General features: G+C 35.3%; 17 protein-coding genes and 2 pseudogenes. 5 read left to right on the forward strand and 14 right to left on the reverse strand.

The features are described from left to right. Positions 1 to 38 precede the first annotated feature (38 nt). Positions 39 to 596, reverse strand: coding sequence for a nucleoside triphosphate pyrophosphatase (locus JOS54_RS06005; protein ID WP_203244709.1), 558 nt, complete (start codon positions 594 to 596; stop codon positions 39 to 41). A 73-nt stretch (positions 597 to 669) separates the two neighbouring features. On the opposite strand from JOS54_RS06005, the gene JOS54_RS06010 reads away from it, so the two are divergent. Further along, positions 670 to 1,584, forward strand: a complete 915-nt coding sequence (locus tag JOS54_RS06010) for a sugar phosphate nucleotidyltransferase (protein ID WP_203244710.1) — start codon at positions 670 to 672, stop codon at positions 1,582 to 1,584. A gap of 113 nt (positions 1,585 to 1,697) precedes the next feature. On the opposite strand, the gene JOS54_RS06015 is transcribed toward JOS54_RS06010, so the two are convergent. The 13 genes and pseudogenes from JOS54_RS06015 to JOS54_RS06070 form a co-directional block, all read right to left on the reverse strand. Beyond that, complete coding sequence (locus tag JOS54_RS06015) at positions 1,698 to 1,979, reverse strand: hypothetical protein (RefSeq protein WP_203244711.1); 282 nt, start codon at positions 1,977 to 1,979, stop codon at positions 1,698 to 1,700. 38 nt (positions 1,980 to 2,017) lie between these two features. Next, positions 2,018 to 4,252: a S8 family peptidase gene (locus tag JOS54_RS06020; protein WP_203244712.1), complete on the reverse strand. Its 2,235-nt coding sequence runs from the start codon at positions 4,250 to 4,252 to the stop codon at positions 2,018 to 2,020. After that, positions 4,245 to 5,312 (reverse strand): ATP-binding protein, encoded by a 1,068-nt coding sequence (locus tag JOS54_RS06025; RefSeq protein WP_203244713.1) that lies wholly within the window; start codon positions 5,310 to 5,312, stop codon positions 4,245 to 4,247. Before JOS54_RS06025 ends, JOS54_RS06020 begins: the two co-directional genes overlap by 8 nt. Before the next feature lie 147 nt (positions 5,313 to 5,459). Next, positions 5,460 to 5,678, reverse strand: a pseudogene (locus JOS54_RS08020) (hypothetical protein); the annotation flags it as partial. Positions 5,679 to 5,762: 84 nt separating this feature from the next. Next, entirely contained in the window at positions 5,763 to 6,002 is a 240-nt protein-coding gene (locus tag JOS54_RS06030; protein ID WP_203245793.1) for a CD1845 family protein, read from the reverse strand. 161 nt (positions 6,003 to 6,163) lie between these two features. After that, the gene (locus JOS54_RS06035) at positions 6,164 to 6,598 is read right to left on the reverse strand and encodes a class I SAM-dependent RNA methyltransferase (RefSeq protein ID WP_203244714.1); all 435 of its coding nucleotides are present in this window, start codon (positions 6,596 to 6,598) and stop codon (positions 6,164 to 6,166) included. Positions 6,599 to 6,668: 70 nt separating this feature from the next. After that, complete coding sequence (locus tag JOS54_RS06040) at positions 6,669 to 8,162, reverse strand: recombinase family protein (RefSeq protein WP_203244715.1); 1,494 nt, start codon at positions 8,160 to 8,162, stop codon at positions 6,669 to 6,671. Continuing rightward, positions 8,155 to 9,822 (reverse strand): recombinase family protein, encoded by a 1,668-nt coding sequence (locus tag JOS54_RS06045; protein WP_203244716.1) that lies wholly within the window; start codon positions 9,820 to 9,822, stop codon positions 8,155 to 8,157. Before JOS54_RS06045 ends, JOS54_RS06040 begins: the two co-directional genes overlap by 8 nt. Next, positions 9,822 to 11,507, reverse strand: a complete 1,686-nt coding sequence (locus JOS54_RS06050) for a recombinase family protein (RefSeq protein ID WP_203244717.1) — start codon at positions 11,505 to 11,507, stop codon at positions 9,822 to 9,824. Before JOS54_RS06050 ends, JOS54_RS06045 begins: the two co-directional genes overlap by 1 nt. A gap of 95 nt (positions 11,508 to 11,602) precedes the next feature. Continuing rightward, the gene (locus JOS54_RS06055; RefSeq protein ID WP_002843633.1) at positions 11,603 to 11,752 is read right to left on the reverse strand and encodes a hypothetical protein; all 150 of its coding nucleotides are present in this window, start codon (positions 11,750 to 11,752) and stop codon (positions 11,603 to 11,605) included. Positions 11,753 to 12,254: 502 nt separating this feature from the next. Further along, entirely contained in the window at positions 12,255 to 12,668 is a 414-nt protein-coding gene (locus tag JOS54_RS06060; RefSeq protein ID WP_203244718.1) for a sigma-70 family RNA polymerase sigma factor, read from the reverse strand. 239 nt (positions 12,669 to 12,907) lie between these two features. Then, entirely contained in the window at positions 12,908 to 13,069 is a 162-nt protein-coding gene (locus JOS54_RS06065) for a hypothetical protein (RefSeq protein WP_203244719.1), read from the reverse strand. Positions 13,070 to 13,119: 50 nt separating this feature from the next. After that, on the reverse strand, positions 13,120 to 13,485 hold the full coding sequence (locus JOS54_RS06070; RefSeq protein WP_203244720.1) for a hypothetical protein: 366 nt from the start codon (positions 13,483 to 13,485) through the stop codon (positions 13,120 to 13,122). 372 nt (positions 13,486 to 13,857) lie between these two features. On the opposite strand from JOS54_RS06070, the gene JOS54_RS06075 reads away from it, so the two are divergent. The 4 genes and pseudogenes from JOS54_RS06075 to JOS54_RS06090 all read left to right on the forward strand — a co-directional run. Further along, on the forward strand, positions 13,858 to 14,265 hold the full coding sequence (locus tag JOS54_RS06075) for a helix-turn-helix domain-containing protein (protein ID WP_203244721.1): 408 nt from the start codon (positions 13,858 to 13,860) through the stop codon (positions 14,263 to 14,265). Between the two features lie 3 nt (positions 14,266 to 14,268). Continuing rightward, positions 14,269 to 14,829: an ImmA/IrrE family metallo-endopeptidase gene (locus JOS54_RS06080; protein ID WP_203244722.1), complete on the forward strand. Its 561-nt coding sequence runs from the start codon at positions 14,269 to 14,271 to the stop codon at positions 14,827 to 14,829. Positions 14,830 to 15,066: 237 nt separating this feature from the next. Then, a complete protein-coding gene (gene mobC, locus JOS54_RS06085; protein ID WP_203244723.1) occupies positions 15,067 to 15,426 on the forward strand; it encodes a plasmid mobilization relaxosome protein MobC in 360 nt (119 codons plus the stop codon). Continuing rightward, a pseudogene (locus JOS54_RS06090) lies at positions 15,426 to 15,782 on the forward strand (relaxase/mobilization nuclease domain-containing protein); the annotation flags it as partial. The gene mobC and the pseudogene JOS54_RS06090, both read left to right, overlap by 1 nt. Between the last annotated feature and the right edge of the window lie 52 nt (positions 15,783 to 15,834).

Genomic DNA, 15,834 nt, shown 5'->3' on the forward strand with positions numbered 1-15,834 from the left:
CCTTTATATCTTAAACAAAGACAACATAAATGTAAAGGCTAGAGTATCTGTTTCAATAAAGAATTTACCTTAGAAACTGGAAAACCCATAATCGCATAATAATCACCATCAATCTTATCAATATAACGAGCAGCCCAAGCTTGAATAGCATAGGCACCTGCCTTATCTTTCCATTCACTACCTTTTAGATATAACTCCAATTCATCATCTGGTATTTCTAAGAAATAGACATCACTAACTGAAATGGCACTAAGCACTTGATTTCCTTTACGAACAACAACGGATGTATACACTTGATGAACCGAATTACTTAATTCTTGTAACATCCTTCTCGCATCCTTTACATCTTTTGGCTTACCAAAAACAAGATTATCTTTAAGCACAATTGTGTCGCTCGCAATGATAATCGCTTCTGGTTTTTGCAAAAAGATAGCCTCCGCTTTTTCTTTAGCAATATTCAAACTATTTTCATTTGGTTTTAAATTTGAATACCACTCCTCTTTTGTGTTTGAAACCATAATTGAGAATGGTAAGCCTAAAGTTTCCATTAATTCTTTTCGGCGTGGGCTTTTAGAAGCCAATATAATCTCTTTCATAGACAAGTGTTCCTCTTTCTATCCATGTAAATGCTATAATAAGGATAATGTAAGTATACAACAGGAGGTAACTATGAATCATCAAAAACCAACACTCGTGATACTAGCTGCAGGATTGGGTAGTCGCTATGGCGGTATGAAACAAATCGATGGCGTTGGATCTCATGGTGAACCAATCATTGAATTTTCTATTTACGACGCAAAAGAAGCTGGCTTTGAACAAGTCGTCTTGATTATTCAACACCAACACGAAGCTCTTTTCAAAAAAGCTTTAACTGACCGCGTGGCGCAAAAAATGGATGTCCAATTCGCATTCCAAGACGTTAATGATATACCGGGGGAAGCGATTGAACGTAGTAAACCGTGGGGAACAGTACAAGCTTTACTCTCTTGCCAAGATATTGTCAAAGGTCCTTTCGCTATCATCAATGCGGATGATTATTATGGCAAAGATGCTTATCGAAGCATTTATCAATTCTTAAGTACAAAAGTAAGCGAAAATCACTACGCTATGGTAGGCTATCACATCAAAGAAACTGTCACCGAAAATGGTTCCGTCACAAGAGGCGTTTGTGATGTCAATGAACAAGGTTATTTAAAACAAATCATAGAAATCAAAGAAATCTATTTAAAGGATAAGCAAATTCACGCTAAGAAAGATGGTCAAGATATTCCACTAGATAATAACTGTTTGGTATCAATGAATTTCTGGGCTTTTCATCCTTCCATTTACGCAAAACTCATGCCATTATGGAAAGAGTTCGTTGCCAAAGCACGCATTGAAAATCCTGAAAAAGCTGAGTATGTTATTCCAACAGCGATTGGTCAATTGGTTCAAGATAAGCAAATTCAAGTAGAAATCTTAGATACAAGCGACAAATGGTTTGGTATAACTTATCAAGAAGATAAGCCAATGGTTGTCAGAAATATTGCTGAATTAAAGAAAAATGGTTCCTATCCAGATGTTCTTTGGAAAGAAACCGATTAAGTGATTGAAAAATCACTTTTTAATTTTACGATGGAAGAGTTAAAACTTTCTTCTTGAATTCAAAACTATGTTTTGCCATAAAAATACCGACCTCCTAATCGTTAGATTTTGGTCTAACTTTTGGGGGTCGGTACAACATCGCTATGCTGTCTAACATTAGTATTGTTTGCATAAGATCCTTGTAAAAATATTTTAACCTCATAATCATCATTACTCTTCATCATCACTTCAAATGAAGGTGTCTCACTATACATTTTTTGAATGGAAGTCCTTTCATTAAATCCGATAGTTTTTAATGCATCAACTACCATTCTTATAGCATTTTTACATTGATTTTCCTCTGTTTCACTCAAAGGTTTTGCATATTTTCTTAATTGTTCTTCTGTGAATATCATTTACTACCTAACCCTCCTTTGATACCGTCATTTAACATCTATTCAAACTCAATCTCTTCATTCACTTTTTGGTGAATATCCACTCTATTAACAACATCAATTACATTTACTAGCCAACCATTTAATGTACAACTTCTGATAAATTCATCAATTCTATTAACCCCATTCATTTCTTTGAGTGTTACAACAACACCAAACCTAACTCCTACGCCATCTTGGGGAGCTAATCGGTTATTTGTCTTTACTTCCATACCCCAGTTCTTATTTCTATAAGAATCTTTTGGTATCATTCTTTTTGTAGCACTCTCTGCGATATACTTTACGTTATCCCATTTTCTAAACTGTTTTCTGGCTTCAACTTCCAAAAGATAATTTTTTTCTCCATCTAATGTGTCTTCTGTATTCTGTTTATCACCCTTAATATCCTTGATTTTTTTATCATCTCCTATTCGACCAAAATGCAAATTCAATTCTGTATTTGTATAGTCAACACCTTGCAATCTATCACACAATGGGAAATAACACATCGTAGCCTTCGCAATATATGGATACTTATTATCCTTTAGAGGAACTGGAAAATCGTAGTTATAAGTATTCCATTTTTCACTAATATCTGATACCACAAATTTTATTTCATCATCTTTTGTCTGAATAATATCGTTTATATGAATTGGTACAACTCCATGCCCATATAAAGCAACTTCCTCAGGAGTCGGTTTTTCATCCCAACCTCTTGCAGCATCAATAATCATGGCTTTTGCAACTTCTCTATTAAGTCCTAACACATCAATTAAATAAGATAATTTTCTCGCAATCCAAGGTGCAGCATAAGAAGTACCAGCAACACTTGCAGCCCCTAAAGGTTCACAAACCCTAATGTACTCTTCTTCACTGCCACCATAATAGCTCACATCAGGCTTTGCAAAGAAAGATAATACTAATCCTTTACGAGCATATTTAGTAGACAGACCATTCTTACTAACCGAATTTACAACTATACTATTAACAGAATCTGCCGGAGATCCTATTTTTACTATATCTGCACTTGGTTTATTTGTTCCTGCCACAACAAATATTACATTGTTTTCAAACTGAATTTTATCTAATGTTGCAGCTTCAGCAGAAATAAAGTTGTCATTAATTTCCTGATTACTACCAAGTGAAATATTCCAGACTTTTATATCTGAATTATTTACTACAATACTCTTTATTTTCTTTATTATTGAAAATGAAGAAAATTCAGCACCTACCGCTACTCCAAAATGCCTAACCTTAAACCTTCCACAGCCATCATCCAGCCAAGGATTTAATCTTGCTCCATCAACAATAATGGAAGATACTGCTGTACCATGATTATAATCTTTTGGATTTTTTGGTATATCTTCTGAGACCATATCATGATATTCAACCCAATCACTAAAATAAACACTTTCATCAAATAAGGTATCTATCACCCCAATTGTCGGTTCAATAGTTGGGGATGGTATAGTTACCATTTTTGTTTGATACTCATTGATAAAATCATCAGGTGATAAACTTGACAAATCAACGGTTGCCATTGAAACAAGATAAGGAGCTTTTTCGAAAAGTAGTTCTACCTGCTTTTCATCTAAGTAAACAGTTTGATTATCTAAAATTCTGCTACTTAAAATATCTATCCCTAATCTTTCAAATAATAATTTTGTATCTTTTCTTACATCATACAAAGTTATAATACTCTGTTTTACATCTATCGTAGGTGACTCTATCTCAAAAGAATCGATATACGATACATCTGCAATCACCTGTTTAAATATGGACATACTTACAGAAAGGTTTTTAAAAACTTCTGAATTAACAATACTTTTGTCTTCAAATTTGCTCTTGCTGATATTTCCTTCAAATTTTTGAGATAATATATTTGAAGTATTTACAATTAACTCTATGCTTTTAGTTAAATCATCCTCATCAAGAAAATACGTTATTATATGCTTACTCTTATCTAAATTAAATTTTGCTCCAACAATTGCATCATTAGAAGTCGTCCCTTTAAAAAGTCCTGCAATTCGATTACTTTTCGCAACAATTTTATTATAATAAACACTAATTAAAATTCCTTCAAACGGCTTTGTTTCTTTATCCCAAAATTCTTTAATTTGGCTTAACTGAGATTTTAACCTTAACAAATGCTGTGTGCTAACATCATTTTTTCCATTCATGGCTATACCTCCACGCATACCATTTTTACTGGCTTGCACAAAGCGCTTACCTCTTAATTCCAAGACATTATTCACTGCCTACTTCCTCCTTCTTTAACTTTCTTGATACAGCACTTTTAGACTCTCCTTTTAATTTTTCTATTTCTCTTACAGTAAAGCCTTCTTCATGAAGTTGGCTTACGTCCTTTTGATCCAAGTTTCCTATCAAACTATTGTACAATCTTTTCAAATAATCATACTCAGAACCAACATCACTAAATGCAAGTGATGTTTTTATAATGTTTTTTAATTCTCCAGGATAAGGTATTTTCTTTGCTATCTTCAATATTTTTTTAAATAATCTTGTGTCCTTGGATATTCCTTTAAAATTCTTGATAAATGAAGAAAAATAATATTCAGCAACTTCTATTAAATCCTCATCACTATACCTATTGAAATTAATAACAGCATCAAATCTCCTAATTAAGGCTTTATCAAAATTTGAATATAGATTAGTTGTTGCAATAAGTACAATCTCTTTATTAAGGTCTGTCAATCTATCTAATTCTCTTAAAATTGTAGATGTTACTCTTCCCATCTCTCTAATATCATTAGAATTAATTCTATCCAAAGCAATAACATCAATTTCATCAAATAAAACCACAACCTTATTTGCATTTGGAAGCATATTTATTTCTCTAAATACCTTTATTATGTTTTTATTAGTCTGTCCCAACTTGCTATCTATCAAGTTTTCAAAATCCACCCTAAAAAGAGATCTATCCAATAATCTTGCAACATTTTTGGTTGCTTCTGTTTTCCCACTTCCCGGTAATCCTTCAAATAAAAATTTATTAATACCAACATTATGGTTTACAGCGTTAATAATACCTTTTATATCTTCTGTTATTTCAAGTGGTAAATTTAAAGCCTCTAAATTTCTTATTTCTACTTGTTTTAAAAACTCACTTTCAAAATCACTACTTTGTGGTGAATATAAATTTGATTCAGATATTAACCCCATAATATATTCGGATAACTGATAATCTCCTATGCTATCAAAATATCTTGCGATTGCTATCGCCTCATTCCTAAAGGAATTTTCATTCCTTTCCACATGGTATTTTATTAAATTCAAAACATTTTGTTTTTTCATATTTCCATACCTCCTATTTTTTCATTATTATATCACAAATCGGGACAAATTTCTATATTTATGGGACAAATATTTAAAATTTTAATTTCTGTATGAAAGGGTATATTAGCGTTCCTTCATGAATAAAAAAGAGCCGGTGCAGTTCATTTGACCTTGCATAATGGTACGGTTAAAGCGTTCTCTCCAATAGTCGAACTTGGCACAGGCTGTCGCTTCAGGATTTTTATCATAGATACTTAACTGACTTCTAAAGTCGTATCTTTAATCGTTTCCGACAACCTTTAAGAGCTTCAGATATTCTGCTTTACTATGAAGCACATCTTGTTTTACAAGCTCCAAAATGTTATGAAAATCATTTATTCGCATTTTTACCTCCTTCTTTTTTCCAAACAAAAAGGTGGTTAGATTTTTTACCGACCCCCAAAAGTCAGACTTTTTTAGCGTAGCAGTTTATATGGCTGCTCCAACCATCGGTATTCCGTATGGACTAACTAAAAATCCAATAATCAATGCTTCGATTCCAATGGTAACTTCTTTTTGCAAAAAAGATGCTATTGCTCCAAATATACAAAACATCATCAGCAAGTATAACAATGCTGTTCCTATGCTGATCAGGAATGTTAGAAATGCAGTGAGAATACTAAGCAGCAAACTGATTGGAAACAAGATTATTTTTATTATCCACCTAATCATTTCTTATTCCTCACTTTCCAATCCATTCCTTGTATCTCCACACACCATATCAATGCAAACATTCACATCAATATAATTTTTCAGGACTTTTTTTCGTCCTCCATCGCCATCTTCATTAAAGACATAATGCTTGTAAAACCGCTTAAAATGCAGGATTTTCACGATTTCACTCTTTGTATCAACGCTATGCACTCCACATGTGTTGTCATCGGGAATAAATCAATTGGCTGAACTAATTTAATCTTAAATCCCATCCCCTGTAAAATCTCTAAATCCCTTGCTAAAGTACTTGGGGCACAAGAAATATACACCATCTTCTCAGGTTTCATCTTTTCAATTGACTTCAATGTTTCTAATGAACAACCCTTACGAGGCGGATCCACAATCACAATGTCAATATTTTCCTTATTCCCAACAATCTTCTTAGCTCCATTCTGCGCATCCATACACCAAAATTCCAAATTATCACACTGATTTAATTGTGCATTTACTTTCGCATTCTCAATCGCTTCCGGCACAATCTCAATTCCAATTACTTTTTTAGCCTTCCTAGAAGCCAAAATACCAATCGTCCCAGTCCCCTCTCGTGTCAAGCGAATGACACAAAATATATTGTCTATTTTTAGACAACAAAAGAGAGTGATTTCTCACTCCCTCATGTGTCTATTTCCATATGATTTTCTGAACGATGCTGCCCTCACATAGAACAGAGTCAATGTACTTTTCCATTAGCTCCCTCGTAAGCTCGTTGTCCTTGACAACTTCAACTTGTTTGGAAAGTTCCTCTATTCTTTCCGATAGGCTTTCAAGTTCTTTGTCGATGCTCTTTTTAGTTTCTATAAATTTGAGCTTCGTCATCTTACCGAGTTTGTATTTTTCAAAGTCTGAAGTCTTTTTAGCTTCAAGTCTTGCGACTTGCTTTTCCAAATCTTTAATGCTTGTCCTATCCTTTTGCTCAGGTTTAACCTCGCCATATTTTTCTTTGATAAGAGCTAAAACCTGTTCCTCAAGCGTCTCAGCTCTTGAGTTCTTATGTTCCACATTGTTGCATTTACAAATTCTACAATGAAAATACCTGTGTACTCTTACGCTTCCATCAAGTCTCGGTCTTTTTGAGTGAACAAATCCCAAGATGTGATTACAAGTAGGGCATTTAGCAAAGCCTTGAAGTGGCGAATGCTGTCTCCATGGATAATCGGTATTCTTACCTTTAATAAAGCGTCTGCTTTCTTTTATGGCTTGAACCTTATCAAATTCTTCCTGAGAGATAATAGCTTCGTGATGGTTATACACCCTGCCCCATTCCTCTTTTGGATGAAACTTGAAGCTTCCAGGTGTCAGCACTGATTTTTCTTGCATATTAAAAACATAAGTGCCTGTGTAATTTTCGTTTGAGAGCATATCCGTTACAGTTCCGTTTGTCCAAGTAGGATTTTTTCTGTTTTCCGAAGATACGATTTTATACTCGTAGTCCATATTGGTAAGCTCTTTTTTACGCTCATTCGGTGTTGGGATATTCTCTGCATTCATTACGGTTGCAATCTTTCTGGTAGCCATTCCGCTTAACGCTAAGTCAAATACTTTTCTGACTATCCAAGCCGTTTTTTCATCAATGATAATATTGTGCTTATCAGCCGGATCTTTCATATATCCAAGCGGAGGACTCCAGGCAAGGAATTTTCCTTGCTTTTTAAGTTCCGTTGAAACCGACTTAATCTTCTGCGAAATATCCTTTGTATAGAAGTCATAAAGCAGTCCCTTGAACTGAATATCAAGGTCTGTTCCATTTCCTTTTTCTTTGGCACTGTCATATCCGTCATTTATGGCTATAAATCTGATACCGAGGAATGGAAAGATATTTTCAAGGTAATCGCCAAGAGCAATATAGTCTCTCATAAACCTTGATAGGTCTTTTACGATGATTGTATTTATCTTTCCGGACTTTACTTCCTCAAGCATTCTTTGAAAAGAAGGACGCTTTTCGTTTGTTCCGGTATAGCCGTCATCAATATATTCTTCCCTTTGAAAAGATTTAAACTCCTCATTTTTATTGAGATAGTCATTTAGATATTGCCTTTGATTTATGATGCTTTCGCTCTCGTCTTTCTTCATCTGATCTTCTACGGAAAGTCTGATATAAAGGGCTATCTTACTCATTTTCTGTACCTCCCATCAGCATATCCATATTAAATTTAAAAACCACCTCAAAGTTGTGATTGGCATAAGCGATTATCTTTTCTACAAGGCTGTGAATTAAATCGCCCGAAAGCTTTTCAATTTCCTTTGCCGAGAATACATCCTTTATCCATTTGAGTGATTTTCTCTTTTCCTTTTCAAGCTCTTTTGCCTTGTTTTCAAGGGCAATCACTTCATTGTTAATCGTTGCTATATGACTTAGAGCAATTTCTCTTTTCAATGAATAAAGCTCTCTGTCAATCTTTCCAAGGCGATATTCCTCATACGCCTTTTGAATAAGCAACTCTTCTTTCAGCACCTTATCTTTTAGCTTATCAATATCTTTTGTGGCAAGGGAAAGCCCCTCATCAAATCTCAAAGACACTCTTTCAATAAACTTTTTCTTACTTGTAGCTTTGGTAATAAACTCGGCTACTTTATCGCTGATAGCCTTATCTAAATCTCTTTCCATGACGAAGACACTTTTTTCTTTTTCAAGTGTTCCCGTATAGGTGTCATTTTGAAAAGAATAGTAAAGTCTATCCTGATTTTTACCGTATATTCTTGTTCTTCTAAAAAGCTCTTTGCCGGTGTTATTGTTGAAAACCAAGCCCTTATATCTATTTTCATAATCTCTTTCAAAGTCGTGCATTTTAGCAGCAAAACGATGATTTTCATATCTTTGTTTTCTACCCTCAAGCACCTTTTCAAAATCTTCTTTTGAAATAATAGGCTCGTGAGCATTTTCAAATACTATCTGCTCATTTTCCTCTACAAAATGCTGTTTTACACCCTTTGCAAGATTTTGCTGTCTTACTCCCTGCACCAATGTGCCTGTATAGGCTCTGTTTGTAAGGATTTTAGAAATAGTAGACTTATGCCACTGCGGTTCTCCCTCAAGCCTGTAAACTCTTCCGGTCTTGTAGTAAACCATACCTGTGGCATAGCCTTTTTTATTAAGGTGTCTTGCAACTTCATACTGGCTTTTTCCCTCAAGAGTTAAGCGAAACATCTCTTCTACAATGAAGCGAACTTTTTCATCTATCTCTAATTTCTGTCCCTCTTTTAACTTTACAACCTTATATCCATAAGGCGGAACAGTACCGATAAAATATCCGTTTTTTGCCCTGTTATGCTTACTTGTTTTTATCTTGACGGAAATATCTTTGGCATACATATCGTTGACGATATTTTTAAGTGTTACCTCAAATGACTTTTTAGAGTCTAAGTCCTTTACGGTATCAACCTTGTCATTAACCGAGATAAATCTAACGCCTAAAAACGGAAACACCTTATCAATCAGTCTTCCCATTTCAAGATATTCTCTGCCAAGTCTTGATAAGTCTCTTATGATAATGCAGTTTATCTTTCTGTCCTTAATATCCTGCATCATCTCCTGAAACTGAGGTCTTTCAAAATTTGTTCCGCTGTATTCATAGTCCGTATATGTGTTTAAGACCTTAATATTTTCTTTTAAGGCATATTCTTTACAGCAAAGCACCTGCGTTTCAATGGAAGAAGATTTCTCTCTCCATTCTTCTTTTCTTTCGGATGACAACCTTGTATAAATACCAGCTTTATAAAATATCTTGTCAATGCTATCCTCAGCTTTTTGAGCATATCTTTTGGAAGTCCTTGCCATCAGCAAACACCTCCCACTGCAAGTTTGGGCATATTCATTTCTAAGGTTTCACCATAAGCTCTGCCTATGGTAAATACTCTCACCTTATTTTCATCTGAAGCCTTACACTCGCATTTTTCACTGTCCAAAATTGCCTGCATTAGATTTACCGTTTCCATATTATTGAAGACAAAGTTTATGGCATTATCTTCGCCAATCTCTATGCGGTCAATAAAAGACACCAAGGATAATCTATTAAGCGTACCCTCTTCTACATCAGGAATAATATCGGAAACAAAACTACCCTTATCTTTAATTTTTTCTGTTAATTCTTCTATCGTTTTTTGTTTTGTAATAATCTGTTTCTCAATCTCCCTAATCTTTAGAAGATAGTTTTTTCTAAATCTCTCAAACTCTTCTGTAGTAATAAGCTCTTCTTCCAGGTCCATATAAAGAGAGCCTCTAAGCCTTTCATACTTTTTCTTTTCCGCATTTAAGGAGTCGAAATCAGCCTTGATTGTGAGCTTAGAAATATCAATCTTACTTACCTTTTTAAGAAGCTCATTATATTTTGAAAGATAATTATTAAGAGCATGAATGGTAGCACCTATTACATAATCTTCTTTAACGCTATGCCTTGTGCATTCGCCCTTGATGTTATATTCGGAGCATATATAAAAGATGTTGTAGCCGTCTTTTGACTTGACCTTTCGTCTAATCATCGGGCTGCCGCAATCTTTACAGTAAAGCATTCCAGACAGAATACTCGGATTTTCTTTTGAAGCTTTTACATCTCGAAGCAGCATTTTATTTGCCAGTGCAAATACGGATTTGGAAACAATGCTTTCGTGAGCATTTTCTATTATGATCCAGTCATCCTTTGCTACATCGACTTCTCTTTTGGATTTGTAATTGAGCTTTGCCGTCTTGCCTTGTTCTAAAACGCCAATATATACCTTATTGGTGATGACCCTGTTGACCATCTTAGCATCCCACTTGGCATCTTTTACGATAAAGCCCGTGTTAAAGTTATCGCCTTTATTCTCCTTGTGCCTGGACGGTGTAACCGTACCTATGCTGTTTAGAAAATCAGCGATTGCTTTTGAGGAATATCCCTCAATTTTCATATCAAAAATACGGCTGACAATATGAGAAACCTCCGTGTCAACCACAAGCTTATGCTTATTCTTACTGTCTTTCTTATAACCGAATGGAGCGAAAGAACCGATAAATTCTCCGTTTTTCCTTTTGACTTCCTTAGATGATTTTACTTTCATAGAAATATCACGGCAGTAACTGTCGTTGATAAAATTTCTAATAGGAAGTATCAGGTGGGTATCACTTACATCAGCATTGTCGCTGTCGTAATTATCATTTACGGAAATAAAGCGTATACCTTTTTCGGGAAATATCTTTTGTAAGTATTTGCCGGACTCGATATAATCTCTGCCGAAACGGGATAAGTCTTTTACGATGATTATCCTAAACTTGCCCGCGTTTAGGTCTTCAATCATATTCTTGAAGTTCGGTCTGTCAAAATTAGAACCGCTAAAGCCGTCATCTACATACTCATTAAATATGGTAATGCCGTTTTCTTTAGCGTAAGACTTGATGATTTGTCTTTGATTTGAAATAGAATTGCTTTCTGAAATATCCCCGTCTTCTCTTGAAAGACGAAGATACATACAAGCGATATTATTGTTCATAAGAACCCTCCTAAAATTTTATTTTGGCAAATAGTCATTTAGGAAGATTGCTTCTACCGCTTATATTGTACCGCACCCGGATTTTTATGTCAGCCCTATAGCTTTATGACCGACCTTAAAAGATGCATTTCAATAATATCCAGCAAATCAAGCTTTTCGCTCTTGCTGCTTGAGTAGGTTATCTTCTTCTCATAATTTTTCTCTATTTGCTTTTTATCTTCATTTTTCTTGTTTTCATTTTTCATGATCATAACCTCGCATTTAATCGAATATAAGTTTTTTGACATTGGTAGGTGCATTGGCTGCTACATAGGAATCTCACCTCCGCCCCCTGTTCCAGACGAGGCAGCTTAAACTATTGAAGTATCATTATCACCACTTACATCATCGAAATAAGTTGCCACACTTATCTTTTATGTATTCCTATCTGTCGCTCGTTTTCTTCTATCCTCGGTTTAGCCCCGGTATTCATTTGAACCGATTTTCATCAGCAGAAAAGTCTTGGCGTAGGTCATAATTCTCAGCAAGTGGATAAAGTCCTACCTTGGTCTATTCAGTTGTCAAAGAACAAATAGCTTTCGCTATGAGAGTTGCTTTTTAGTTTTGGGATAGAGATTTCTCTATCACGAAAGAAGCAAATTACCCTCTCACTATGTACAGTGAAAATTCGCCACACCTGGACACACTTTTTTCAAAATAAAAATGAGGAAGCGAAAACAAATTGTCTCCGCTCCCCCGTTAGTCAGATTAGATATTCCCTTCGAGCATCTTTTTAAGCTTTGCTAAAATCCTATCCCTTTTTCTGATAAGAGATGTCTTATGAAGATTAAGAGCTTTAGCCGCTATCCTTGTAGACTCATCCTGATAATAAAGTCTTTCTATGACTTCCCTTTCCTCATCATTTAATGAGTCAATCGCTTCTCTAACCCTGTCGATAAGCATCTTGGTTTCAACGATTTTTTCCAAATCGTAATTCTCATCGGCAATAGTATCCTCAAAGGAATATTCCGTGCTGAGGTCAGAAAAAAAGAGCAACTTGTTTTGTCTATCAAGTCGCTCTAAATATCTTTCCCTATTTGTAATTTGCCAGTAGCTTTTATAGACTTCTTGGTCTACTTCAATTTTTTCGCCTCCAACGAAAATATAGTATTTCTTATCCATTTTTTCCTCCGTGTTCTTTTGAATTTGTTTGCTTGTTAAAATCCAAAAGAAGCTGGAGGACTTCTTATTCTTTTCATAAGCCTCCTAAAAATGAGCGTAAAAAAAGACCATAAGTTTTTCACCTATGGTCTTTGCCCGTGATATTAAATTAGTTCCGTCCCACTATATACACTTTAACATATATGAAGTTCGCTTAGAGTCCCCTCTTTGTCCGATGATTGTCCGTAGGTACTCCGTCATTAGTCCGCAACAACTCCGTTTTTTATCCGCCTTTTATCCGATAATTTTTCTTTTAAATCTTGCAAAGTCATCGTCGGACAAGCTTTTTCAGGTACCAATAAAATCATACTGTCAGGCAAACCCTCAATGATATCTACGGTGTCATCATCTAACCTTTTCATAAGAAGAGCCACTTCAGCTTTATTCCTCAAATCATATATGGGCATTATCTTCATTTCTGTTCTCCTTTCGATTTTTCATCACTGATTTCTTTTAAAAGAGTCGGAAGAGCGTATCCCCAAAGTGCTATGCCCATAATGGCAATCGCTTCATTTTTCCGCTCGTAGAATGATGTCTTTTCTAATGCAACCTTTCTCATTATCTCCTCGTTTGAATGTTTATCACGGCTGAGATAAGAGTATTGAATTATCGTATAGTAACACTGACCGTGAACAGGATATTCTTTTAACCTTATCAATGCACTGTCGATAATATCAATCAGCCATTTCGTTTCAAAAAGATGTCTGACCCTCGCTTCAAAATCATCAAGGACTCTTTCTGGAGCAAAATTTTCCAGATATGAAAGTGCCTCTCCCAAATCACTCCCATAGGTTACTTCCTGCTCGCAGACAAGGCACTGTGCCGTATTTTTTACTGACCAAACAACATTCCTATATATCGAAAGTACGCTTTTGCTTTCAGTTTGGTCGGCAAAAAAGGAAGCTCATGACTCTCATAGAGCCTTTCCAATTCCCTAAGCATTTTTCCCTTCGCCATCTGCCCTCACCTCACTTTGTTCCCATGTATTTCTTCAAACTTACCGCAAAATATTTATTGCATTTAAGTTCTTCAGATGCTATAATAAGTGTACTCAAGTTCTATTTAATTATACACAAAGAAAAAGAGAAAAGCAAGTACCTAAATTCACTTTATGTTTTTTAGGTGAACTTAGGTTCAATAGGAGGATAAAATGAACTTTGGAGAAAAGGTGAGAAGCTTTAGAACCGAAAACGACTACACCCAGGACGAGTTTGCAAAACTTATCGGCGTAAGCAAAAGAACGCTGCTTTTATATGAGCAAGGGAAAAGATACCCGAAGCAAAAGGAAGTCTATGAAAAAATAGCCGAGGTGATGGGCTGCGATTATAACTTTCTTATGACGGAGGAAGATGAATTTTTGGAAGAAGTTTCTAACAGATACGGCACAACGGAAGTTGCAAAAGTCAGAGCTTTAGCCGAGGGAGTAAGCAGTATGTTTGCAGGCGGTACTTTACCCGAAGAAGATATGGAAGAAGCATTCCAGGCAATCACAAGAGCCTACTGGAAAGCAAAAGATATTAACAAGAAATATGGTAAGAAGAAAGATAAATTAAGGTGAGCTATGACAAACGATTGGATATACGAAAAAGCCAATGCTTTGGTCAGAAAGCATTTTACTCGTGATCCTTTTGAGCTTGCCAAAGACCTTAATATTCATCTTGAAGTAATGAATAATATGACTCATCTTCTTGGAATGTATCAGGTCATACAGAAAAACCGTTTTATCTTTCTTTCCGCTGATTTACATCCAAGTATCAGGAAAGTTGTTTTAGCTCATGAGATTGGACACGACCAACTTCATAGAAATTATGCAAAGGCAAATGCCTTCCATGAGGTTTCTATTTTCAGAGAATTGGGATGCCATGAAATAGAAGCAAATATTTTTGCGGCTCATCTTCTGATTGATGATAAAGAAATCATACGACTTTTAGAAAATGAAGATGTATCGGATTGCTCCCTTGCTAATGAGCTTGGCGTGGAAATCAACCTTGTAAACTTGAAAATATCAGAGTTATACAAAATGGGTATACTTTCCTCTTCCAAGTACAATATCGAAAGACCGAGATCGGAGTTTCTGAAAGACTATAACCCTATAAGAGATAGAGATAATTCGACTTATTAAAAGCTCTCAAAGGACGCTGACAAATAATTCTATGCAGGATATAATAATTAACAAAACTCAATACTCGCTTAACGCTTAATCTACAAATCATTCTTTTGTAGCAAGCACAGTAAGTGTGTACACACTTACGGAAAAATTGATGAAGCAGACCTATACGGTGCTGCTTCTTTTTTATCCATTTTTAGCTTGTTAGGGAGAACCCTAAGACCCCGAAATACACCGAAAGGAGACAAAATTATGGCAAATAGAAAAAGAAATATACAGCTTAAAATATGCTTGAACGAAGAAGAAAAACAAATTTTTGAAAAGAAAATGAAGCTTGCCAAGTGCAAAACAATGAGTCATTTTCTAAGGAAATGCGTTCTTGAAAAGGAGATTTATCAGATTGATTTACAGCCCTTTGCAGATTTACAGGGACTTCTTTATAACGCTACAAGCAATATCAATCAGATTGCAAAACGAGTGAATTCTACAGGCATTATTTACAGTGATGACATAGGTGATATGAAAAAACAGATAGACCACATTTCAAAAGAGATATGGCAAATCCACGCTCTTCTTCTTGGAAGAACCGCTGAAACTGGAGATGATAAGTAATGGCAATAACGAAAATTCACCCTATAAAATCTACGCTGAACTTGGCAATTGACTATATAACCAATGCCGAGAAGACGGATGAAAAAATTCTAATCAGCACCAATAAATGCCATGCAGCTTCCGCTCATACACAATTTTTAAGGCGAAGAGAAGAAGCAAATGTTCGAGGTTCTGTACTTGCAAGACATCTTATTCAGTCGTTCTTGCCGGGCGAAGCTACACCCGAAACGGCACACCAAATCGGTCTGGAACTTTGCAACAGAATACTTAAAGATGAGTATGAATTTATCCTCTCTACCCACATTGACAAAGGACATATTCACAACCATATCATCTGTGCGTCCATAAGGTACGAAGTAAATCCATTTTAGCAAAATGGTAGAATAGTAGTTTTAATATCTAGGGTCA

Origin of the sequence: Bulleidia sp. zg-1006, assembly GCF_016812035.1 — a bacterium.
Lineage (GTDB): Bacteria > Bacillota_I > Bacilli_A > Erysipelotrichales > Erysipelotrichaceae > Bulleidia.